Genomic DNA, 20,073 nt, shown 5'->3' with positions numbered 1-20,073 from the left:
TTATGACGCAGCGCTTCGACTATTTTGTGGTCTTCGCCGAAATGCGGACCGGCTCGAATTTCTTGGAAACGAACATCAACGCCTTTCCGGCCCTGACGTGTTACGGCGAGGCGTTCAATCCGCATTTCATCGGCTATCCGAACAGCACCGAAATCCTTGGCGTCACGCAAGAAGACCGTGAAAAAGATCCGCTGCGCCTGTTGGCCCAGATCGCCAAGGCCAGCCATGGGTTTGGGGGCTTTCGCTATTTCCACGATCATGACCCGCGCATTCTGGATGCGATGCTGGCGGACCACCGCTGTGCCAAGATCGTCCTGACGCGCAACCCGATCGACAGCTATGTCAGCTGGAAAATCGCCCAGGCCACCGGCCAGTGGAAGCTGACCAACCTGAAAAAGCGTCGCGAAGAAAAGGCTGTGTTCGACCGCCGCGAATTCGAAGAACATCTGACCGCGCTGCAGGAATTCCAGATCACGCTTCAGAACCGGCTTCAGGTGACCGGACAGACGGCGTTTTACGTCGCCTACGAAGACCTGCAAAGCGTTGAGGTCATGAACGGCATGGCCGCATGGCTGGGCATTCCGGACCGACTGGAAGAACTGGACAAGTCCCTGAAACGCCAGAACCCTCAGCCCATCGCGGACAAGGTTGAAAACTTTGACGACATGGAACGCGCGCTGGTGCGTCTGGATCGGTTCAACCTGACCCGCACCCCGAATTTCGAACCCCGCCGCGGACCGGTTGTGCCCAGTTACATTGCCGGAGCTAAAACGCCTTTGCTGTATATGCCACTGCGTTCAGGGCCCGAGGATGCGGTCAAGACATGGCTGGCCGTGCTGGATGGCGTCAGCGAGGCGGAACTTGTCGGCGACTTCAGCCAGAAAACCCTGCGGCAGTGGAAAAACGCCAACCCGCAGAACCGCAGCTTTACAGTGGTGCGCCACCCACTCGCCCGCGCCCATGCCGCCTTTTGCGAGAAGATCGTATCAACAGGCAAAGGCAGCTTTGCGCAAATCCGCCGCAATCTGAACAAGCACTATAACCTTGGCCTGCCGGACGACATTTCGCCCGAAACCTATGGCGTCGAAGACCACCGCACGGCGTTCCACGGCTTCTTGCGGTTCATCAAGGCCAACCTGTCCGGCCAGACCAGCATCCGTACCGATGGGCATTGGGCGACGCAAAGCCTGACGCTGACAAGCATGGGTGAATTTGCCCTGCCCGACCTGATCGTTCGCGAACACGAGATGGAAACCTATTTGCCCGCATTGGCAATGCAGGCTGGCAACGACGCGCCCGTTGATCCGGTATCCGCCGCGAAAGACGTGCCTTTTACGCTGTCCGACATCTATGACGACACGATGGAACATCTGTGCCGCGACGCCTACGGGCGCGATTACACGATGTTCGGCTATCAGGACTGGTCGGAATAACCGCCACGTTTGACAAAAGAAAAACCCCGCCGGAAACCGACGGGGTCTTTTGATGTTTCAGGTCAGCTTAAGCCGCTTGAACCGACTGCGCTTCGGTCAGGATGGTGAACAACTTGTTCGCATCCGGATTTGACCGCAGCTTGGTGCAGAAGGTGTTGTCACGCAGCGTGCGCGACACAAGCGCCAAGGCCTTCAGGTGTTCAACACCCGCATCTTCGGGCGCGAACAGAGCAAAGACCAGATCGACCGGTTGGCGGTCTACCGCCTCAAAGTCGATTGGCTTATCCAACAGAATGAACAGACCTTTGACCTCGTCCAGGTCCGGAACCCGCGCGTGCGGCAAGGCGACGCCGTGGCCCACACCAGTGGGGCCAAGGCTTTCGCGTTCCATCAACGCCTCGACAGTCATCGAAGCGTTGAACCCATAGGCCGAGGCCGCAAGATCGGCAATGTCATGCATCAGCCGTTTCTTACTTGATACCGCACCGACGATTTTGACTGCGTCAGGCGTTAAAAGATCCATGAAATTCATTTGCAGATTGCTCTTGCTTATCCGATCAGGCCGGCCAGTTCATGGCGTGACTTATGGGTCAATCCATCCGATGTTCCCGTCTTCACGGCGATAGACAACGTTCACGCCGTCTTTCTTTTCGTTCCGGAAGACAAGTACCGGCGCGCCGGCAAGCTCCATTTGCATGACCGCTTCACCTACAGAAAGGGAAGGGATCTTGGTTTCCATTTCAGCCACGATGATCGGTTGAAGCGTATCCGGTTCAACGGCCTCATCGGCCTCTGTCGTTCCGGCGAGGATATACGAGGAGGCTCCGAAAAGTTCAACCGGAGTCGTCCGTTCCTTATGATGATCTTTCAATCTGCGCTTATAGCGGCGCAGTTGTTTGTCCATTTTCTCAACACATGCCTCGAATGCAGCATAAATTTCATTCTCATGTGCCTTGGCTGTACAGGTCAGGCCGGTGGACAGGTGAACAGTGGTTTCGCAGACGTACTCATGCCCGCTTTTTGAAAAAATGACGGTTCCGTCAGTGGGACGGCCAGCGTACTTTTCGATGACAGAGCCCAGTTCGGTTTTGACGTGCGTCTGAAGAGCTTCGCCAACATCGATCTGCTTTCCCGTAATCTGATAGCGCATGGAAGTGTCCTTCTTATTATGTCTGCACAGGCGAACAGGACGGACCAAACCGGTCCGGTTTTTTACGCCAGGCAGAGGTGGTAAGGGCGGGCGGATTTTGGTTGATCGACTTGGCCCCTTGAACAAGGGGGAGCCGATTTCCAACCTGGATCGTGCATCGCCATACTTAATATGAAAGCATGCCGCGCCCGACTGTCAATCGAATCCTATAGAAAACTATCTAATGCTCGCGGAAACGGGCGATTCAGCCGAAACGAAAGCTGTCACCCAGATATACACGGCGCACGTTTTCGTTCTGAACCACTTCGTCCGGCGTGCCGGACATCAGAACCTTACCGTCATGAAGGATGTAGGCGCGATCCACCAGCTCAAGCGTTTCGCGCACGTTGTGGTCGGTGATCAGAACGCCGATGCCCCGGTTTTTCAGATCAGACACCAGATGGCGGATATCCCCGACCGAAATCGGGTCGACGCCGGCAAAAGGTTCGTCCAGCAGAAGGTACTTGGGATCAGCCGCCAGACAGCGTGCGATTTCGACACGACGACGCTCACCACCCGACAGCGCAAGCGCGGGCGCGCGGCGCAGGTGTTCGATGGAAAATTCGCTTAACAGTTCTTCCAGACGCTCGCGACGCTTGCGCGCATCTTTCTGCGAGATGTCCAAAATGGCCGCGATGTTCGCCTCGACCGTCAGGCCACGAAAGATCGACATTTCCTGCGGCAGATAGCCGATCCCAAGACGCGCACGGCGATACATGGGCAGGAAGGTGACATCTTTACCGTCAATGGTGACCTGCCCGCCTTCGGGGTTCACCAGACCGGCAATGGCATAAAAGCTGGTTGTTTTGCCCGAACCGTTAGGGCCAAGCAGTGCCACAACCTCGCCCGGCTGCACTTCCATGCTGACGTCACGGATCACCACGCGCTTGCGATAGCTTTTGCGCAAGTGCGAAATGACCAATCCACCTTGGCCTTTGGTGACTGTCAGCTTGGGTGCCGTCATTACTGGCCTTCGCCCTCTTCGGCGTTCGAACTGGGCTGGATGATCGACCGGACACGCCCATCCATCTGGGCCGTGCCATCCTTGAGGTAAACGGTCATACGATCCGACGACAGCGCGTTGTCCCCTTGGGTCAAAAGCACGTTGCCGATCATGACCACGACATTGTCTTGCAGGTTATAGTCGGCGCGATCCGCTTCTGCGGCTTCCTCGCCGCTGACCAGCGTGACGCCGCCTGTGGCCTCAAGCCGGTCGATCTGACCTGCGCCCTTGGCGTAAACCACCAACACGCGGGGGGCCGCCAGACGCATCTCGCCCTGACCGATCACAACGTTGCCAGTATATAAAGCCGTGCCGTCGCTTTGGTTGACCGACAGGTTATCAGCGCTGACTTCGATCGGCAGAGACGAGTCCTGCTGCACTGACCCAAAGGCCACGTTTGCCCCTTGGGCAAAAGCCGCACCACCTGTCAGGCAAAGTGCGGAAATCAAAAGAAGTCTTTTCAACATACGGCAGCACTCAATCGCTTTGGGGTTCGTATATCATCTTGACGCCATCAGTGAAAAGCAATTGCACGTCATCCCCGCCACTTTCCGCCTGATCTGTGATCACCATGCGACCGGCGGTCAGCGTGCCCTCAGGCGCGGTGGCGGTGACAGCGCCTTCACTTTCGGCAGAGATCCGGTTTGTGGCGGCCTTCAGCGTGTCGGTTTCGATGGTGTAGCCCGTAGAACTGATAATCCGCACGCCCCCGCGCAAGGTTGCAGTGCTGGCTTCATTATCCAACGCAGCATCCGGCGACGACAGATTGATGCGCGACCCGTCTGTCATATCCATCTGGGCTGCGAAATCGCTGGCGACTAATCCATCGGCCGCATCAGGATCGGGCCGCGTTGTCGCGGCGCGCAGCGTTAACAATGCGCCATCGTCCATCGTGGCGGAATAGGTCGCGTTGCTGGCTTGCTCGGATTCCTTTTCTTCAAGGATCGCGCGCGTGCGGATAGGAAGATCTTCGGTCGGGTCGCTTTTCTTGGAGAACAGAAAGATCGTCGACAACAGTCCCAAGGCCACAAGTGGCAACAGGATTTTCATCCACGCGACAACCCGCGAATATGTGCCCTCTGCCCGTGCCATCAAGAATGAGCAAAGATATCCGTGTCCGGCCAACCCGCCAAATCAAGCTTGGCGCGGGTGGGCAGAAACTCAAAACAGGCATCGGCCAGGTCCTTGCGACCTTCGCGGATCAGCATCTCATCCATCTTTTCGCGCAAGCGATGAAGATGCAGAACATCCGATGCCGCGTAATCCAGTTGCGCGTTGGTCAGTTCGTCCGCGCCCCAATCGCTGGATTGTTGCTGCTTCGAGATGTCGACACCCAGCTGTTCCTGCAAAAGGTTCTTCAGACCGTGGCGGTCAGTATAGGTGCGCACCAACCGGCTGGCGATCTTGGTGCAATAAACCGGCGCGGCCAATGCCCCGAACGCATTATACATAGCTGCGATATCGAAACGGCCATAATGGAACAGCTTCAATACGTTTGAATCTTCCAGAAGCCGCGCAAGGTTTGGCGCACTGGACTGACCTTTGGCGATCTGAACCATATGGGCGTTTCCATCACCGCCCGACAGCTGCACAACACACAGCCGGTCGCGATGTGGATGCAATCCCATCGTTTCGCAATCAATGGCAACGGTGTCGCCCAAGTCCAGATCATCGGGCAGGTCGCCTTGATATAGAGAATTGGCCATGCGTTCGCCCTTAAGTGCTCAGTTCGATGTATCGGACATAGACAGCCCGCCCGCGCGAGGCAACTCACCTAGGAAAACCTTCGCCGATATCGGGGGATTCAGCGGATGATTCGGGCGAATCCCGCCTTAATTCGGTCCAATTTCAGGGGTGGTATCGAAAGACACACCACATTATCGCCCGATTTGTAACATTTCGTGAGCACTTTCCTACAGCTTTCGCGTGTCGGCTTTTTTACCCGAAACACGAAACCGGCAGGTATTGGGTCAAGGAGAATCAATGAGCAACTAAAGTCACTTTGATTATACAAGAACTTTTAAAAACATCACTCACATTGAATATAAATTCGTTCAAAAAAGACAAAAGAAAGACCACTTTTGATATAAAATAACCCAATTGAGAAACAATCGCGATTAATTCCGAAATTGTTTTTAAATGCAGCCCAATAGCGCCGCCCTGAACAGGTGAAAAATCGCACTTTTTAGGGGGAATTTGCTGACTTTTTCCCCCATTTTGTTACCCGACTGCATCCCCACATACAAAACGCACCAGTGGCCAGACGACCGTCCGCGCGGAATTAAGGGGTTAATATGAGAACCGCGCGCAAGTTTTGCATAAAAATGCGATACAACTCAAAAGTGCATGTAAAACTGCCCCGTTGACTAAAATCTGCCACAAATGCATATCGAAAGAGTATCCAATGTCTTTCGGACGGCGGATGCGAACAAAAGCGCCTGGGGGCTGGTGCTGAAATTACGGGGTTAAGTTCGGTCTGCGCGTCGCTGCCTGCTTTGTGTAACGATCATCCCAGCATTCGCCTTGGCGGAAGCACTCAAGAGCCTCGGTTTCAGGTTTTTGGGCACGGGACACGTTTGTGTACAGTTAGCGATTGATCGTTCGGAACTCCACTAGTGGGTTTTCGGAGGGTCTTCATGACCATGCACTTGTACCAGTCGGTTAAGTCTAACGAGTTCGAAAGTTTAGTGGCTGGCGCCCTTGATGGTGCCCGTACGAGTTCTGTTTATCGTGGCGTCGCGAAACGCGCCCTGGACATTATGCTTGTCTTGCTCGCAACCCTCCCTGCTTTGATGATTGCTCTGCCGTTTGTACTTCTCGTCGCTCTGGATGGGCGGTCTCCGTTTTATCGTCAGCGCCGTGTCGGCAGAAACGGCGCTGTCTTCAACATGTGGAAACTGCGCAGCATGGTCCCGAACGCGGATCAGATGCTGGAAGGGTACCTTGCGGCCAATCCCGCAGCCCGTTCCGAATGGGATCTGACGCAGAAACTGCGCCACGACCCGCGCATTACCAAAGTTGGCCACCTCATCCGCAAAACGTCCATCGACGAACTGCCGCAGCTGTGGAACGTCCTTAAGGGCGATATGTCCATCGTTGGCCCGCGTCCGATGATGGTAGACCAGCAGAAAATCTATCCCGGCACGGCCTATTACGCGCTGCGCCCCGGCATCACCGGTTTCTGGCAGACTTCGGTTCGTAACGAATCCAGCTTTGCCGACCGCGCGCAGTTTGATACCGATTACTTGCGCCAGATGTCCTTCCTGACCGATTTCCGCGTCATGCTGCGTACTATGCGCGTCGTGGTTAACGGAACAGGCTGCTAAGAACGCATGACATCACCGCAGATCAAGTCGCTTGATCATCTGGTTCTGACGGTCGCGGATATCTCCGCGACCATTGCGTTTTATTGCGATGCCTTGGGAATGACCCATCATGAATTTCGCGGCGCAGACGACGTCCTGCGCCACGCGCTGGTGTTCGGGTCGCAAAAGATCAACTTGCATCAGGCAGGGGCCGAGTTTGAACCCAAGGCCAACCGCCCGACACCCGGCAGCTCCGACCTGTGCCTGTTGTCAGATGCGGCTCTGGACGACTGGATCGCCCATCTGTCGGCTTGCGGTGTAGCGATAGAAGAGGGCCCAGTGGCCCGTACAGGCGCTGTGGGGCCGCTTAGGTCCATTTACCTGCGCGACCCCGATGCAAACCTGATCGAGATATCAAATCAGCTCTGACGCGCTTCTGCGAGTTCGCGAAGCTGGCCCATCAGTTCACCCAGAAACTTGTGCGTGCCGTCGTTGGTCAGCTTGCCGTTTTCATCAAACTGCTGACCGGATTGACCCAGCATGATCTCGGGGCCCGGAATGACATGAGGACGAAACGGGTTCAGGCACAGACGCAGCATGGATTGCGCACGGGCCCCACCCTGCACACCAGCCGCCGCTGACATCACCGCCACCGGACGACCTGACCACGGCTGCGTTTTGGTCCGACTCAGCCAATCCAGCGCGTTTTTCAAAGATCCGGAAATGCCTTTGTTGTATTCGGGCGTGGTCACGATCACCGCATCAGCCGAGCGAAGCAATTCGTCCGCTTTCAAGACGGCCTCGGGGATGCCTTCGGCTTCGACATCGCCGTTATAAACCGGCCAGTCGATATTCATTTCCTCGAAATCGGCCGGCCCGAAATGTTCGACCGCTGCCATCATCAGCATTCGGTTTGTCGATGCCTTGCGCAGAGATCCGCAAATTCCAACCAGTTTCAGCTCAGCCATGTGGTGATCCCGTCCTTCGTACTCGGTATTGTCGTTTTGTCGAAAAAGAAGGCGCCACAGCAAGCTGCAGCGCCTTTGCTTGCACTAAAATTGTGTCAGATCAGGTTGTTGGCAAGATCACAATTTCAACACGACGGTTCTGCGCGCGACCTTCCGGTGTCAGGTTCGACGCGATCGGTGCGTCTTCGCCACGACCGATGGTCTGGATACGGCCAGACGACACGCCGTTCGAAATCAGGATACCGGCAACGGCCTGCGCGCGGCGCTGCGACAGATCAAAGTTGTAACCTGCGTCACCCACGTTGTCGGTGTGGCCGACGACCTGAACGGTGCTGTTCGGGTACTGCAGAAGGTTGTTGGACAGCGCAGCCAGATCGCCTTGCAGCACGGGGCTGACGGATGTGGAATCTGTTGCAAACAGGATGTCCTGCGGCAGGGTCACGATCAGACGGTCACCTGTGTTGCGGATGATGACGTCGTCGTTTGCCATCTGCTGGCGCAGCGCCGCTTCTTGCTTGTCCAGTTCATTGCCGATCAGCGCGCCTGCGCCTGCACCGATTGCGGCACCTACGATAGCGTTGTTGCGGCGTTCTTCAGCGTCGTTGCCAGCGATCACGCCAGCCAGTGCACCCACACCAGCGCCAATCAGGGCGCCTTGCTGTGTGTTACGACGTGTGTTGTCGGGGCTGTTCATCACGGCCGGATCACAGGCGGTCAACGCCATAAGCGCGGCTGTGGACAACAGGATATTTCTGCTCGTACGGATCATTTGGGTCCCTCGTGTGTTGGTCATCCCAGAGTGAGTTCAACGCAGCTTATACGAGGTTCGTTCCGTCCATCCCAAGAAAACATCCTGTGAATAGGCAGCATTTTGCCAATAAGTTGATTTACTCACCCATCCTCGCGCGCACCTTCCCATGCCAGAATCGCGCGTTTGACAGGAAGCCCCCAGTGATAGCCGCCCAAGCCACCCGATTTACGCAGGGCACGGTGGCACGGGATCAGATAGCTGATCGGGTTCCGACCGACGGCTGTTCCCACGGCACGGACGGCTTTGGGGTTGCCAATCGCCTCGGCAATCTCGGAGTAGGTGGTCACATATCCCGACGGGATTTGCATCAACGCCTCCCACACCTTGATCTGGAACGGCGCGCCGATCAGCACCAAAGGCACCTCGCCCGGACCGGTGCCAAAGGCGGTCTGCGTCCATTGCGCCAGTTTCTCGGGGGCCTCGACAAACCGTGCCGCAGGCCAGCGCGATGTCATATCGCGCATCGCCTCGTCCTCACCGCTTTCAGCCGAAAACGCGATGCCGCAGATGCCTTTGTCTGTACCCATCACCAAGGCGGGACCAAAGGGGCTATCAAACCAGCCCCAGTGAATCTCGCGCCCCTCTGCGCCTGTGGCGTATTCACCGGGGCTCATGGCTTCCCATCGCAGGAACATGTCGTGCAGGCGGCCTGTGCCGGACAGCCCTGTCGCATGGGCCGTTTCCAGCGTGGTGAACCGATCCCGCAGCAGCGCCTTGGCATGACCAAGGGTCAGATACTGGCTGAACCGTTTCGGGCTGACACCAGCCCACTGGGTGAACACACGCTGGAAATGCGCAGGGCTCATGTCCATAGCCGCGGCCAGTTCCTCAAGCGTGGCGGTTGGACCCATCTGATCCACAAGGTCGATGGCGCGGCGCATGATCTGGAAATGATAGCCTTCGGTCTGCACGTTCATCGGGGGCCTCGGTCAAATCAGGGTAGCTTGGCCACACCTTAGCGTCAGGACGCCGCGTCCCGCGACCCGAATGTTGCGCAATGTGCCCGCAGCCGTCATTAACGCGCCATGGCAAAGCAGCTTGATTATCATACGATCCGCGAAATCTTTACCCGCTTCCAAGCGGCCGAGGCGGAACCCAAAGGCGAATTGAACCACGTCAACGCCTACACGCTTGTCGTGGCGGTCGCGCTGTCAGCGCAGGCCACCGATGCGGGCGTGAACAAAGCGACCGAAAAACTTTTCCAGATCGCGGACACGCCGGAAAAGATGCTGGCGCTGGGCGAAGAGGGCGTAATCGAACACATCAAGACGATCGGGCTTTACCGCAACAAGGCCAAGAACGTCATCAAGCTGTCCAAAATTCTGGTCGAAGAATACGGCAGCGAAGTTCCCAATTCCCGCGCCGCGCTGGAAAGCCTGCCAGGTGTGGGCCGCAAGACTGCGAACGTTGTGCTGAACATGTGGTGGCACTATCCGGCGCAGGCGGTGGATACCCACATCTTCCGCGTCGGCAACCGGACAGGCATCTGCCTCGGCAAAGACGTGGTCGCCGTAGAACGCGCCATCGAAGACCACATCCCCGTCGATTTCCAACAACACGCACACCACTGGCTGATCTTGCACGGACGCTATATCTGCGTGGCCCGAAAACCCAAATGCGCGGCCTGTCATATCCGCGACCTCTGTCAGTTCGAGGACAAAACCGAATGAAAAAGTACCAAGTCGTCGGCATCGGCAACGCCGTTGTAGACGTGATCACCCGCGCCGAAGACAGCTTTCTGGATCACATGGGGATCGAGAAAGGCATCATGCAACTGGTCGAACGCGAACGTGCCGAAGTGCTGTACGGCGCGATGGACGACCGTGTTCAGGCACCCGGTGGATCGGTTGCGAATACGCTCGCGGGTCTGGGCAATCTGGGCCTGCGCACCGCGTTTATCGGCCGTGTCAAAGACGACGCGCTGGGCCGTTTTTATGCGCAGGCCATGGCCGATGACGGCACCGATTTCGTGAACGCGCCTGTGGCAGGTGACGAACTGCCCACATCGCGATCCATGATCTTTGTATCACCCGATGGCGAACGGTCGATGAACACATACCTTGGCATCTCGTCCGAGGTCGGCCCCGATGACGTATCCGAGGACGTCGCAGGCGAGGCCGAGATCGTGTTTCTGGAAGGCTACCTGTTCGACAAGGACAAGGGCAAAGAAGCGTTTGTCAAAACCGCCCGAACCTGCCGCGCGGCGGGTGGTAAGGCTGGCATTTCCCTGTCCGACCCCTTCTGCGTCGACCGCCATCGCGATGACTTTCTGACGTTGATCGAAAACGAACTGGATTTCGTGATCGGCAACGAGGCCGAGATTCGTGGCCTGTTCGGCAATGAGGATTTGGAATCCGATTTGGCCGCTGTCGCCGCGATCTGCCCGATTGTTGTCTGCACACGTTCCGGTGACGGCGTCAGCATCATCCGCGACGGCCAGCGCACCGACGTTCCAGTTCAGAAAACCGTGCCTGTGGATGCCACAGGCGCAGGTGACCAGTTTGCTGCTGGCTTCCTGTACGGCTTGGTGACAGGCGCGGATATGGACGCTGCGGGCCGCATGGGCTGCGCCGCTGCCGCCGAAGTTATCAGCCACATGGGCCCCCGCCCCGAGGTCAGCCTGCCCGAGTTGTTCAAGACCAACGGCCTGATCTGAAACCTGAAGACATGACTAGAAACCGGCGCCAACCAGCGCCGGTTTTTTTGTGCCTTACTGACGCTCGGTCCGGACGATGATTTCGGCGATACGGCGGGCGATTTCCTGACTGGTCTTCGTCGCCGGATGCACCAAATCATTCGCGAAATAGCTTGCATCGCCTTCCGGAACCAAGCCCTGCAAAGACAAATAGTTCAGGCGTCCCGATTGCTGCGAAAACAGATCAATCCGCGCCTCAAGCGCATCGCCCCACGTCTTGCACGCCTCGATCGGGGTGTCGATGCCGGGGCTGCGCAGGTAGCCCACATAGATCACGCGCGATCCGTTATTGTGTATGGCGCTCAGTAACTTGGGGATTTCGCCACGCTTACCGTCGGCCGAAATCAGGCGATCCAGCTTGCCCTTGCAGGACTTGCTGCACCCACAGCCCAGCCACAGATCGTTGCCACCACCGTTCAGCACCACCCAGTCCCAATGACCGGGTTTGTACTGGCGCGGAATAGAAAAGCCCAAAGCCCCCGTCAGCGGCAGGCGATAGATCATCCACGCGCCAAGCTTGGAGTTATCTTCGACCTCGGTTTTCAGATAGCGTTCAAGGTAACGCCCGACCGAGCGGCCCTTGATCTTGTGCACCGCCATCAGGGAATCGCCCATCACCAACACTTTGCGCTCTTGCGCCAGCGAACTGGTCGCTGACAGCAAAACGCTTATGCAAAGTGCCAATAAAAAACGGGCCATGTATACTGCCTTGTTTAACGTGGTCAGCCGATCAATGCGCCTCGGCCCAGTTCGCCCCCTGACCGGCATCAACAACCAGCGGCACATCCAGTTTTACAACGGGATCAGCGGCGTTTTCCATGACGTCGCGGGCCGTGGTGATCAATTCGTCGACAGCGCCCTCTTCGACCTCGAACAACAGTTCGTCGTGCACCTGAAGCAGCATGGTCGCGGGCAATTTCGCAATCGCATCCGGCATACGGATCATCGCGCGGCGGATGATGTCGGCGGCGGTGCCCTGAATGGGCGCGTTGATTGCGGCACGTTTGGCAAAGCCTGCTCGCGGGCCTTTGGCGGCGATCTCGGGCGTGTGGATCACACGACCGAACAGGGTTTCCACGCGGCTGTGTTTCTTGGCGAATTCGGTGGTTTCGTCCATGTAGGTCCGGATGCCCGGGAAGCGCTCAAAATACCGGTCGATAAAGCCCTGCGCCTCGGCCCGTGGGATGCGCAGGTTCCGCGCAAGGCCAAAGCCCGAGATACCGTAAATCACACCGAAGTTGATCGCCTTGGCCTGACGGCGCACGTCTGGCGTCATTTCGTCCAAGGGCACGTTGAACATTTCAGACGCAGTTGCTGCGTGAATGTCCTGCCCTTCGCGGAACGCCTGTTTCAGCGCATCAATGCCCGCGATATGCGCCAGAATGCGCAGTTCGATCTGGCTGTAGTCCAACGACACCAGCACCTTACCCTGTTCGGCAATGAACGCCTCGCGGATGCGGCGGCCTTCTTCGGTCCGGACGGGGATGTTTTGCAGGTTCGGATCGGTCGAGGCCAATCGCCCCGTGTTCGCACCCGCGATAGAATAGGACGTGTGCACGCGGCCCGTTTCGGCGTTGATGTGTTCCTGCAGCGCGTCGGTGTAGGTCGATTTCAGCTTGGACAGCTGACGCCAGTCCAGAACGCGGCGCGGCAGCTCGTGTTCGGTCGCCAGATCCTCAAGCACATCAGCGCCGGTGGCATAGGCGCCGGTCTTGCCCTTTTTGCCACCCTCGAAACCCATCTTGTCGAACAGAATTTCGCCAAGCTGCTTGGGCGATCCGACGTTAAACGGCTGACCCGCCATTTCATGGATTTCGGCCTCAAGCCCCGCCATTTTCTGCGAAAACGCGTTGGACATGCGCGACAGTGTATCGCGATCCACCTTGATGCCCGCGCGCTCCATATCCGCCAGAACCGGCACCAAGGGACGCTCCATGCCTTCATAGACACGGGTAACTTTCGCTTGATGCAGTTGCGGTTTGAAAATCTGCCACAGGCGCAGGGTGATATCTGCATCCTCGGCCGCGTATTTCGTCGCCTCATCAATCGGGACCAGATCAAAGGTGATCTGGCTTTTGCCCGAACCGATGACCTCTTTGATCGGGATCGGCGAATGGGACAAATAACGTTCCGACAGCGCGTCCATGCCATGGCTGTGCAGACCCGCGTTCATCGCATAAGACAGCAGCATGGTGTCATCAATCGGTGCGATATCAATGCCATAGCGCGCCAGTACCTTGGCGTCGTATTTCATGTTCTGGCCGATTTTCATCACAGCCGGATCTTCCAGCAGCGGTTTCAGCAGCGCCAGCGCGTCGTCCAGTTTGATCTGCCCTTCGGCCAATTCGGCCCCACTGAACAGATCATCACCCCCTTGGCTGCGATGCCCAAGCGGGATGTAGGCCGCCTTTCCCGCCTCGACCGACAAAGACACACCCACCAGTTCCGCCGTCATTTCGTTCAGGCTGGTGGTTTCAGTGTCGACCGCCACATAGCCAAGCTCATGCGCCTGCGCGATCCACGTCTTCAATGCCTCGACATCGCGCACACAATCGTAGCTGGCCGGTTCAAACGGGATATCCGCCACCGACGGGCCATTGTCCGCAGGCGGATTCGCACCCTGCGGCGTGGTGTCGGGAATAACGGGCGCATCAACTCCGAAGGCATCCGCAATCCGCTTGGTCAGCGTGCGGAACTCCATCTCTTTCAAAAAGCCCAGCAGTGTTTCGGGGTCAGGATCGGTGTGCTCCAGATCATCCAGCGTGAAATCCAGCGGCGTTTCGCAATCCAGCTGCACCAGCTTTTTCGACAGTTCGATCTGATCGCGCTTTTCGATCAGGGTCTGACGGCGCTTGGGCTGTTTGATCTCTTCCGCGCGGTCCAACAGTTCTTCCAACGTGCCAAACTCACCCAGCAACTGAGCCGCCGTTTTCACACCGATCCCCGGCGCGCCCGGCACGTTATCGACGGAATCGCCCGCCAGCGCCTGAACATCGACCACGCGTTCGGGATACACGCCGAATTTCTCGAACACGCCATCGCGGTCAATCACACGGTTCTTCATGGCGTCGTACATGACAACACCATCGCCTACCAACTGCATCAGGTCCTTGTCCGAACTGACGATGGTCACAGACCCGCCCGCCTCACGCGCCTGACAGGCCAGCGTGCCGATGATGTCGTCAGCCTCGTAGCCCTCAAGCTCTTTGCAGGCGATATTGAACGCCTCGGTCGCGCGGCGTGTCAGCGGGATTTGCGGGCGCAGATCTTCGGGCATCGCTTCGCGGTTGGCTTTATACTGGTCGTACAGATCGTTGCGGAAGGTATGGCTGCCTTTGTCGAAGATCACCGCAATATGCGTCGGCGCATCCTTGCCCGAGTTATTTTCGACATAGCGCTGCAACATGTTGCAAAAGCCGGACACGGCCCCAATCGGCAAACCGTCGGATTTGCGGGTCAGCGGCGGCAGGGCGTGATAGGCGCGAAAGATGAAAGCCGATCCATCAATCAGATGCAGATGCGATCCCTTGCCAAATCCCGTGCTCATGCCGTCGTCTCCATAATCAGCGTCATCAGGTTTCTGACATGTTCCGAAGGATGCCGCCAGCAAGTCTTTTGCAGACTACAGTCACAAACAGCCGAAACAGCAAAAGCCGCCAAACCGCAGGCTCGGCAGCGTTCAGATCAATCTACAGAAAGAATGGATCAGGCTTTGTCGGCGTGATCTTTGTGGACAAAGCGGGCATCGCAATAGCCGCACTCGACCCAGCCCTGATCTTGGGGGATCTGCAGCCACACACGGGGATGACCCAAAGCACCCTCGCCGCCATCACAGGCAACACGATAGGTATCGACGATTTTAGTTTCAGGCGCGTCCTGGCTCATTGCGTGGATTCCCCTCGGGTCTTCTTTGCACTAAATGCCTTATGAGCAAATCTTACGAAGGGGGCAAGTCAGAGCATGAGCAATGATGCAATCCGTATCCAAGGGTTACGCAAAACCTACAAAGCCCAAGGCAACGCCCCAGCCAAAGACGCGCTAAAGGGGATCGACCTGACAATCCCCGAAGGCAGCGTGTTCGGCCTGCTCGGCCCGAATGGCGCCGGCAAGTCCACCTTGATCAACATTCTGGCAGGTCTGGTAAAGAAAACAGCCGGTCAGGTGGAAATCTGGGGTTTCGATCAGGATAAAAACCCGCGCCAGTCCCGCGCGTCGATCGGTGTGATGCCACAAGAGCTGAACCTCGACCCGTTTTTCACCCCGCGCGGCGCGCTGGAAGTGCAGGCAGGCCTCTACGGCGTGCCGAAATCCCAACGCCGGTCCGATGAAATCCTGAAAATGGTTGGGCTAGAGGATAAGGCCCACGCCTACGCCCGCACCCTGTCCGGCGGCATGCGCCGCAGACTGCTGCTGGGTAAGGCGCTGGTTCATCACCCCCATATCCTTGTTCTGGATGAACCCACCGCAGGCGTGGACATCGAACTTCGGCAAATGCTCTGGGAAAACGTGCGCAAGCTGAACCGCGAACGGGGGATGACGATCATCCTGACAACGCACTACCTCGAAGAAGCAGAAGAAATGTGCGACGAGATCGCGATCATCAATCAAGGCAGCCTGATCGCCCGTGACAGCACGAAAAACCTTCTGGGCCAACTCGACAGCCGCACCATCGTGATCGACCCGTCCGAGCGGCCAGACACACTACCAGACGTCGACCACGTCCGGATCGAAACGCGCGAAGACGGCACTCTGGCCTTCCACTACCGCGCCAGCGACATCAGCGCCGATGACGTTCTGGATGCCGTACGCAACGCAGGCATCCGCATCCGCGATGTGCGAACAGAACAACCCGATCTGGAAGATGTGTTCCTGAAACTTACGCGCGCAGCATAAGCCAAGCAGACAAACCCGAGCCCCTGCCAAAGCAGGGGCGAGATAAACCTGCGCGTGGCCCAAAGGGCCGCGCACAATTGGATCAGGATTTAGCTGGCAGGCGCCAACATACGGCCAAGATTGCGACCCGCCAGAATGTGCACATGCAAATGCGGCACTTCCTGCACACCGTTCTTGCCTGCGTTTGCAATCAGGCGGAAACCGTCCGCCTCGACACCTTCCATTTTGCAAACCTCACCGACCGCACGCACGTAATCGACGATTTCCGCGTCCGACGCTGTCTGCGCAAAGTGATCGAAGCACACGTAAGGCCCCTTGGGGATCACCAGAACATGGGTCGGCGCCTGCGGGTACAGATCGCGGAACGCAAGGCTGTGTTCGGTTTCCAGAACCGTGGTGTTCGGAATTTCCCCGCGCAGGATTTTCGCAAAGATATTCTGATCGTCGTAGCTATAGGCCATGTCTGTCCTCAGTCAGCAAATAGGTAAGGGCTGCGCGCAATTTCGATCGCCTGATCATGCGGCACAGTCAAAAACGCCTCCAGCGTTTCTGCATTGGCCTCGGGCGTCTCGATTTCACGGATACGCATGTAGTGTTCGAACTCGGCATCCCTGATCCGGTCGGATTCATGCAAGATGTCGTTGCGAATTGTCGGCAACAAACGGTTCAGCGTTTCCTGCGGCGTCTGATCCCCCGCAAGGCCCACGCGCATCGCATGCCCGATCATGTATTCGTCACTGAACTGGCATTCGATTTCCAGCACGCGCGTTGTGGCGCGGTCGCGGCAGAAATCTTCCAACAGGTCGAGGTTGCCGGGATCGATACAAACCACCAGCTTGTCCGTGTCATAATAGTCAAACAACATCCGCATCAGCGCGCGTCTGTGACGGTGTCGTTTGCCCAATGTCGTTTGAATACCACCCAGATCAGGCAGGGCCGTCTGTTCTTCGTTGAACAGGTATTCGATGCACGGGATGTTGGTCATCTGCCGGATGCGATCCAGCAGACGTTTGGCGACGTGCCACTTCTTGCAAACCACGATCAGCAATTCACGCTCGCGCCCAAGCGAGCTTTCGGTTTCCCAGAACCGTGGCGCAAACCGGCGTCCGATCCGGCCCTTGCCGGACAGGAACTTGAACAACGACCGGCCTTCGTTCGAAATCTGAAAACTGACGCCTTCGGTCGAATAAAGAACCCCCAACCGCCGTTTCATATCCCGCGCGGCGGGGCTGATTTTACGGGCAAACAGGAAATCCTGACTGAGCAGCATGTCGTAGTGGTCGTTATAGAACACCACCGGCATCCCGTAGTCGGTGAACATCAGGAACGTCAGCGTCCGACACTCGATTTCCTTTTCCGGCACCAGATGGCGCACCAGCGTTTGGAAGAATGTCTCGTCGGGAATCCACGTCGTACGGAAGAACCGCATCACATCGGGGCGCTTTTTGGTGAAATCCAGAATCCACTCGACCGTGCGACGACGCAGGCACCACCACTGGCTGCCGATCATGATCTCAAGGTCATCAGGCACTTTGCGCGTCAGACCCAGACGTTTCTGGAACTCAAACATCCCGTAGAAAAGTTTTTTCTGGGTCCGTTCGTTAAAGAAGTGGCGATAGATCAGACGTTCTTCTTTCCAGCCGGTCTTGATCCAGTCGGATTTGAAGTAATCATAGCTTTCGATGTAATCGACTTCGCGCTTGTCGAGAAACTCGTGCGCATATTCCGCCGACTTGATTGCCATGCAATCGCCGGACAGCATGTAGAAATGCGTGGCCCGCGGGAATGCGTCTACTGCCGCTTCAACAGCATACAAAGTCGCCTGAACAAGGCTCCATTCCCCCCACCCGCAGCGGATGCGTTTTTTCGAGAATGTGACATTTGGGTTATCTTTCAGCGCACTACGGATTTTATCGTAGGCCGCTTTCGGCGCGCTGGCGTCAAAGTGGATCGACATATAATCGCCCACAGCGGTAAGGCTGAGCGCCTGTCGAATGATGGCGTCAGGGTCTTTGTGACACAGCAGAATGAACGCGATTTTTGCCATTCCAGATACTGACTGCCCTATTTTCGCCCGATTTTGTAACTTGATACGCGCAAACTAAGATTGAATGAACCTCGGTTCTTTGCTTTTTTGGCCCAATAATGCCAGTTGTTGCAAGCAGCAGGCCAAAAAGAGCAGTTTCTGGAGTGATGATATGGGCTTCCCCGGTACATGGATGACCGAGAGCGAAAGCGTGGTCTACCGCGTGGTTCCCAAATGTGCGTGTTCGACCATCGGTCAGATCATGTATTATTCGGACCACGGCGAATTCTTTGACGGTGACATCCACGACGCCCAGACAGGTCTGCACAAATGGGCCCGCGAAGAAAGTCAGGCCGCGATCCGCGCCAATGTCAAAACCCGTTCGTCCTATGCCTTTACCTGCGTCCGAAACCCCTACACGCGCATCCTGTCGTCGTTTTTCGACAAAATCTGCGGCATCCAGCGGAACGGCAAACGCTATCGCGGCAACCTTGTGCCCCTTCTGATCCAGAAATACGGGATCGAGGTTGGCGGCGATGACGGCAAGCAGGACTTCGACCAGATCCAGTCCTTCCGTCGCTTCCTTTTGTTCGCGCGCGACACAATCCGCTGGCGTCGTCCAATGGATCCAGACATTCACTGGTCCGCCATGTCCGGCCATGTATCGACGTTCATCGTCAACGGCGGCCGCTATAATAAAATTTTCTGGACCGAAGCATTTAACGACGGGATGCAAGAGGTGCTGGACAACATCGAAACCAAACACCCGGTGGTTCTGGCCGATATCCCGCGCTTTAACGAAAGCGAAGGCCACGGCCCCAAACGCGCCCATCCGGTCGAGGATTACTTCGACGATCTGTCGATGCATCTGGTCTATGAAATCTACAAACGGGATTTCGACCTGTTCAAATACGATTTCGAAAATCCGGGCAACAAGATGCCTATTGCCGAGATCGATCTGGACGAGGTGCACGCCAAGCTTGGCGACTGACCCTAACCTGTGATCTGCCGTGCCTTGGCCAGCCAGTCGCGATCATCCGCTGTCGCAGGTATGTATTCTGCGCTGATCCAGCCGTCATATCCGTGATGCGCAATCGCTTCTAGCAGCGCCACTTCGTCTGCGTTCGTCAGATCAGGGGCGTTGCGGGCGACAAGCCCTGCGATTTGTACGTGGGTGACATAGGTTTTGCAGTCGTTCCAAACATCCAGCGCCGCGCCATGGATGCGCTGTGCGTGCCATGCATCGTATTGCAGGCCGATATTGGGCCGATCCACCTGCACAAGAATATCAATCGCCAGATGGTAATCGTTCAGGAAATAGCCCGGCATGTCGATCGGGTTCAGCGGTTCAATCGTGTGCATCAAATCAGGCGCACTATCCGCCGCGCATTGCAGATTTTTTACAAGTGCCGCCTGCGCGTCTGCGCCCGATGCATTCCCCGACAACAGATGCAGCCGATCCGCGCCCAGCGCCTTGGCGTATGTCTGCGCGTGCTCAGCGCGTTTGCGAAACGTCTCTTCCCAGCCAACCAGCGCCCCGCACCCACGGGCCCCTGACGCCCAATCCGGCTCCGGCGAATTGATCAGCGCAACAGGCAGACCGGACAAAGCGGTATCCCATTCGTCCAACGAATGGTCATAGGGAAACAGACACTCGATCCCGTCGAACCCAAGCGCCTTAGCCCGCGAAGGCCGCTCCAAAACCGGACAGCCGAAATCCAACAAGGTGATGTTCGCCGCGAACTTCACC

22 protein-coding genes are annotated in these 20,073 nt (G+C 57.0%); 7 read left to right on the top strand and 15 right to left on the bottom strand.

All coding sequences use genetic code 11. From position 1 onward, the window contains the following. The first annotated feature begins 2 nt into the window (after positions 1-2). Positions 3-1,433, top strand: coding sequence for a sulfotransferase family 2 domain-containing protein (locus AC4FIA_RS03640; protein ID WP_490364755.1), 1,431 nt, complete (start codon positions 3-5; stop codon positions 1,431-1,433). A gap of 67 nt (positions 1,434-1,500) precedes the next feature. Here the strand turns inward: AC4FIA_RS03640 and AC4FIA_RS03635 are convergent, their stop codons facing one another. From AC4FIA_RS03635 to AC4FIA_RS03610, 6 genes are all read right to left on the bottom strand, one after another. Continuing rightward, on the bottom strand, positions 1,501-1,965 hold the full coding sequence (locus AC4FIA_RS03635; protein ID WP_490364754.1) for a PTS sugar transporter subunit IIA: 465 nt from the start codon (positions 1,963-1,965) through the stop codon (positions 1,501-1,503). Between the two features lie 51 nt (positions 1,966-2,016). Further along, entirely contained in the window at positions 2,017-2,583 is a 567-nt protein-coding gene (gene hpf, locus AC4FIA_RS03630; RefSeq protein WP_103910584.1) for a ribosome hibernation-promoting factor, HPF/YfiA family, read from the bottom strand. Positions 2,584-2,827: 244 nt separating this feature from the next. Continuing rightward, positions 2,828-3,586: an LPS export ABC transporter ATP-binding protein gene (lptB, locus tag AC4FIA_RS03625; RefSeq protein WP_488048846.1), complete on the bottom strand. Its 759-nt coding sequence runs from the start codon at positions 3,584-3,586 to the stop codon at positions 2,828-2,830. Further along, the gene (lptA, locus tag AC4FIA_RS03620) at positions 3,586-4,092 is read right to left on the bottom strand and encodes a lipopolysaccharide transport periplasmic protein LptA (protein ID WP_488048847.1); all 507 of its coding nucleotides are present in this window, start codon (positions 4,090-4,092) and stop codon (positions 3,586-3,588) included. Before lptA ends, lptB begins: the two co-directional genes overlap by 1 nt. A 10-nt stretch (positions 4,093-4,102) precedes the next feature. Next, a complete protein-coding gene (gene lptC, locus AC4FIA_RS03615) occupies positions 4,103-4,717 on the bottom strand; it encodes an LPS export ABC transporter periplasmic protein LptC (protein WP_490364753.1) in 615 nt (204 codons plus the stop codon). Beyond that, complete coding sequence (locus AC4FIA_RS03610; RefSeq protein ID WP_490364752.1) at positions 4,717-5,331, bottom strand: ribonuclease D; 615 nt, start codon at positions 5,329-5,331, stop codon at positions 4,717-4,719. The genes lptC and AC4FIA_RS03610 overlap by 1 nt, the downstream gene beginning before the upstream one ends. Before the next feature lie 930 nt (positions 5,332-6,261). Here AC4FIA_RS03610 and AC4FIA_RS03605 point away from each other — a divergent pair. Together AC4FIA_RS03605 and AC4FIA_RS03600 are read left to right on the top strand one after the other, a co-directional pair. Then, positions 6,262-6,951: a sugar transferase gene (locus tag AC4FIA_RS03605; RefSeq protein ID WP_490364751.1), complete on the top strand. Its 690-nt coding sequence runs from the start codon at positions 6,262-6,264 to the stop codon at positions 6,949-6,951. Positions 6,952-6,957: 6 nt separating this feature from the next. Continuing rightward, positions 6,958-7,359 carry a VOC family protein gene (locus AC4FIA_RS03600; protein WP_490364750.1) on the top strand — a complete coding sequence of 134 codons (402 nt, stop codon included), beginning with the start codon at positions 6,958-6,960 and terminating at the stop codon, positions 7,357-7,359. Here AC4FIA_RS03600 and AC4FIA_RS03595 read toward each other — a convergent pair. The 3 genes from AC4FIA_RS03595 to AC4FIA_RS03585 all read right to left on the bottom strand — a co-directional run bounded on the left by AC4FIA_RS03595 (position 7,350) and on the right by AC4FIA_RS03585 (position 9,626). Beyond that, positions 7,350-7,898, bottom strand: a complete 549-nt coding sequence (locus AC4FIA_RS03595; RefSeq protein ID WP_490364749.1) for an NADPH-dependent FMN reductase — start codon at positions 7,896-7,898, stop codon at positions 7,350-7,352. The two genes, AC4FIA_RS03600 and AC4FIA_RS03595, sit on opposite strands and share 10 nt — an antisense overlap. Before the next feature lie 100 nt (positions 7,899-7,998). Continuing rightward, complete coding sequence (locus AC4FIA_RS03590; RefSeq protein ID WP_103910592.1) at positions 7,999-8,667, bottom strand: YiaD family glycine zipper/OmpA-like lipoprotein; 669 nt, start codon at positions 8,665-8,667, stop codon at positions 7,999-8,001. A gap of 122 nt (positions 8,668-8,789) precedes the next feature. After that, complete coding sequence (locus AC4FIA_RS03585) at positions 8,790-9,626, bottom strand: methylated-DNA--[protein]-cysteine S-methyltransferase (protein WP_287475073.1); 837 nt, start codon at positions 9,624-9,626, stop codon at positions 8,790-8,792. 108 nt (positions 9,627-9,734) lie between these two features. Between AC4FIA_RS03585 and nth the strand changes: the two genes are divergently transcribed. Together nth and AC4FIA_RS03575 are read left to right on the top strand one after the other, a co-directional pair. Then, a complete protein-coding gene (gene nth / locus AC4FIA_RS03580; protein WP_490364748.1) occupies positions 9,735-10,379 on the top strand; it encodes an endonuclease III in 645 nt (214 codons plus the stop codon). Then, positions 10,376-11,365, top strand: coding sequence for an adenosine kinase (locus AC4FIA_RS03575; RefSeq protein ID WP_490364747.1), 990 nt, complete (start codon positions 10,376-10,378; stop codon positions 11,363-11,365). The genes nth and AC4FIA_RS03575 overlap by 4 nt, the downstream gene beginning before the upstream one ends. A 54-nt stretch (positions 11,366-11,419) precedes the next feature. On the opposite strand, the gene AC4FIA_RS03570 is transcribed toward AC4FIA_RS03575, so the two are convergent. The 3 genes from AC4FIA_RS03570 to AC4FIA_RS03560 form a co-directional block, all read right to left on the bottom strand. Then, positions 11,420-12,103 carry an SGNH/GDSL hydrolase family protein gene (locus AC4FIA_RS03570; protein ID WP_490364746.1) on the bottom strand — a complete coding sequence of 228 codons (684 nt, stop codon included), beginning with the start codon at positions 12,101-12,103 and terminating at the stop codon, positions 11,420-11,422. A gap of 31 nt (positions 12,104-12,134) precedes the next feature. Continuing rightward, the gene (gene polA / locus AC4FIA_RS03565) at positions 12,135-14,951 is read right to left on the bottom strand and encodes a DNA polymerase I (protein WP_490364745.1); all 2,817 of its coding nucleotides are present in this window, start codon (positions 14,949-14,951) and stop codon (positions 12,135-12,137) included. Between the two features lie 158 nt (positions 14,952-15,109). Then, positions 15,110-15,289, bottom strand: a complete 180-nt coding sequence (locus tag AC4FIA_RS03560) for a zinc-finger domain-containing protein (protein WP_490364744.1) — start codon at positions 15,287-15,289, stop codon at positions 15,110-15,112. A gap of 75 nt (positions 15,290-15,364) precedes the next feature. Between AC4FIA_RS03560 and AC4FIA_RS03555 the strand changes: the two genes are divergently transcribed. Then, positions 15,365-16,297, top strand: coding sequence for an ABC transporter ATP-binding protein (locus tag AC4FIA_RS03555; protein ID WP_490364743.1), 933 nt, complete (start codon positions 15,365-15,367; stop codon positions 16,295-16,297). Positions 16,298-16,386: 89 nt separating this feature from the next. Here the strand turns inward: AC4FIA_RS03555 and AC4FIA_RS03550 are convergent, their stop codons facing one another. Beyond that, complete coding sequence (locus tag AC4FIA_RS03550) at positions 16,387-16,758, bottom strand: histidine triad nucleotide-binding protein (RefSeq protein WP_473031113.1); 372 nt, start codon at positions 16,756-16,758, stop codon at positions 16,387-16,389. Between the two features lie 8 nt (positions 16,759-16,766). Beyond that, positions 16,767-18,344 carry a DUF5928 domain-containing protein gene (locus AC4FIA_RS03545; RefSeq protein WP_490364742.1) on the bottom strand — a complete coding sequence of 526 codons (1,578 nt, stop codon included), beginning with the start codon at positions 18,342-18,344 and terminating at the stop codon, positions 16,767-16,769. Between the two features lie 151 nt (positions 18,345-18,495). Here AC4FIA_RS03545 and AC4FIA_RS03540 point away from each other — a divergent pair, with 151 nt between their 5' ends. After that, positions 18,496-19,314 carry a sulfotransferase family protein gene (locus AC4FIA_RS03540; RefSeq protein WP_103910600.1) on the top strand — a complete coding sequence of 273 codons (819 nt, stop codon included), beginning with the start codon at positions 18,496-18,498 and terminating at the stop codon, positions 19,312-19,314. Between the two features lie 2 nt (positions 19,315-19,316). Here AC4FIA_RS03540 and AC4FIA_RS03535 read toward each other — a convergent pair whose 3' ends face one another. Next, a complete protein-coding gene (locus tag AC4FIA_RS03535) occupies positions 19,317-20,072 on the bottom strand; it encodes a hydroxypyruvate isomerase family protein (RefSeq protein ID WP_490364741.1) in 756 nt (251 codons plus the stop codon). Position 20,073: the final 1 nt, after the last annotated feature.

The sequence above is a fragment of the Thalassococcus sp. genome (genome assembly GCF_982780845.1).
This window is presented reverse-complemented; position numbering and strand designations above follow the sequence as displayed.

What these genes read in the sequence shown, in the direction of transcription:
- AC4FIA_RS03640 (WP_490364755.1), top strand. Translation starts at nt 3, where the DNA reads ATGACGCAGCGCTTCGACTATTTTGTGGTCTTCGCCGAAATGCGGACC.
- AC4FIA_RS03635 (WP_490364754.1), bottom strand. Translation starts at nt 1,965, where the DNA reads ATGAATTTCATGGATCTTTTAACGCCTGACGCAGTCAAAATCGTCGGT.
- hpf (WP_103910584.1), bottom strand. Translation starts at nt 2,583, where the DNA reads ATGCGCTATCAGATTACGGGAAAGCAGATCGATGTTGGCGAAGCTCTT.
- lptB (WP_488048846.1), bottom strand. Translation starts at nt 3,586, where the DNA reads ATGACGGCACCCAAGCTGACAGTCACCAAAGGCCAAGGTGGATTGGTC.
- lptA (WP_488048847.1), bottom strand. Translation starts at nt 4,092, where the DNA reads ATGTTGAAAAGACTTCTTTTGATTTCCGCACTTTGCCTGACAGGTGGT.
- lptC (WP_490364753.1), bottom strand. Translation starts at nt 4,717, where the DNA reads ATGGCACGGGCAGAGGGCACATATTCGCGGGTTGTCGCGTGGATGAAA.
- AC4FIA_RS03610 (WP_490364752.1), bottom strand. Translation starts at nt 5,331, where the DNA reads ATGGCCAATTCTCTATATCAAGGCGACCTGCCCGATGATCTGGACTTG.
- AC4FIA_RS03605 (WP_490364751.1), top strand. Translation starts at nt 6,262, where the DNA reads ATGACCATGCACTTGTACCAGTCGGTTAAGTCTAACGAGTTCGAAAGT.
- AC4FIA_RS03600 (WP_490364750.1), top strand. Translation starts at nt 6,958, where the DNA reads ATGACATCACCGCAGATCAAGTCGCTTGATCATCTGGTTCTGACGGTC.
- AC4FIA_RS03595 (WP_490364749.1), bottom strand. Translation starts at nt 7,898, where the DNA reads ATGGCTGAGCTGAAACTGGTTGGAATTTGCGGATCTCTGCGCAAGGCA.
- AC4FIA_RS03590 (WP_103910592.1), bottom strand. Translation starts at nt 8,667, where the DNA reads ATGATCCGTACGAGCAGAAATATCCTGTTGTCCACAGCCGCGCTTATG.
- AC4FIA_RS03585 (WP_287475073.1), bottom strand. Translation starts at nt 9,626, where the DNA reads ATGAACGTGCAGACCGAAGGCTATCATTTCCAGATCATGCGCCGCGCC.
- nth (WP_490364748.1), top strand. Translation starts at nt 9,735, where the DNA reads ATGGCAAAGCAGCTTGATTATCATACGATCCGCGAAATCTTTACCCGC.
- AC4FIA_RS03575 (WP_490364747.1), top strand. Translation starts at nt 10,376, where the DNA reads ATGAAAAAGTACCAAGTCGTCGGCATCGGCAACGCCGTTGTAGACGTG.
- AC4FIA_RS03570 (WP_490364746.1), bottom strand. Translation starts at nt 12,103, where the DNA reads ATGGCCCGTTTTTTATTGGCACTTTGCATAAGCGTTTTGCTGTCAGCG.
- polA (WP_490364745.1), bottom strand. Translation starts at nt 14,951, where the DNA reads ATGAGCACGGGATTTGGCAAGGGATCGCATCTGCATCTGATTGATGGA.
- AC4FIA_RS03560 (WP_490364744.1), bottom strand. Translation starts at nt 15,289, where the DNA reads ATGAGCCAGGACGCGCCTGAAACTAAAATCGTCGATACCTATCGTGTT.
- AC4FIA_RS03555 (WP_490364743.1), top strand. Translation starts at nt 15,365, where the DNA reads ATGAGCAATGATGCAATCCGTATCCAAGGGTTACGCAAAACCTACAAA.
- AC4FIA_RS03550 (WP_473031113.1), bottom strand. Translation starts at nt 16,758, where the DNA reads ATGGCCTATAGCTACGACGATCAGAATATCTTTGCGAAAATCCTGCGC.
- AC4FIA_RS03545 (WP_490364742.1), bottom strand. Translation starts at nt 18,344, where the DNA reads ATGGCAAAAATCGCGTTCATTCTGCTGTGTCACAAAGACCCTGACGCC.
- AC4FIA_RS03540 (WP_103910600.1), top strand. Translation starts at nt 18,496, where the DNA reads ATGGGCTTCCCCGGTACATGGATGACCGAGAGCGAAAGCGTGGTCTAC.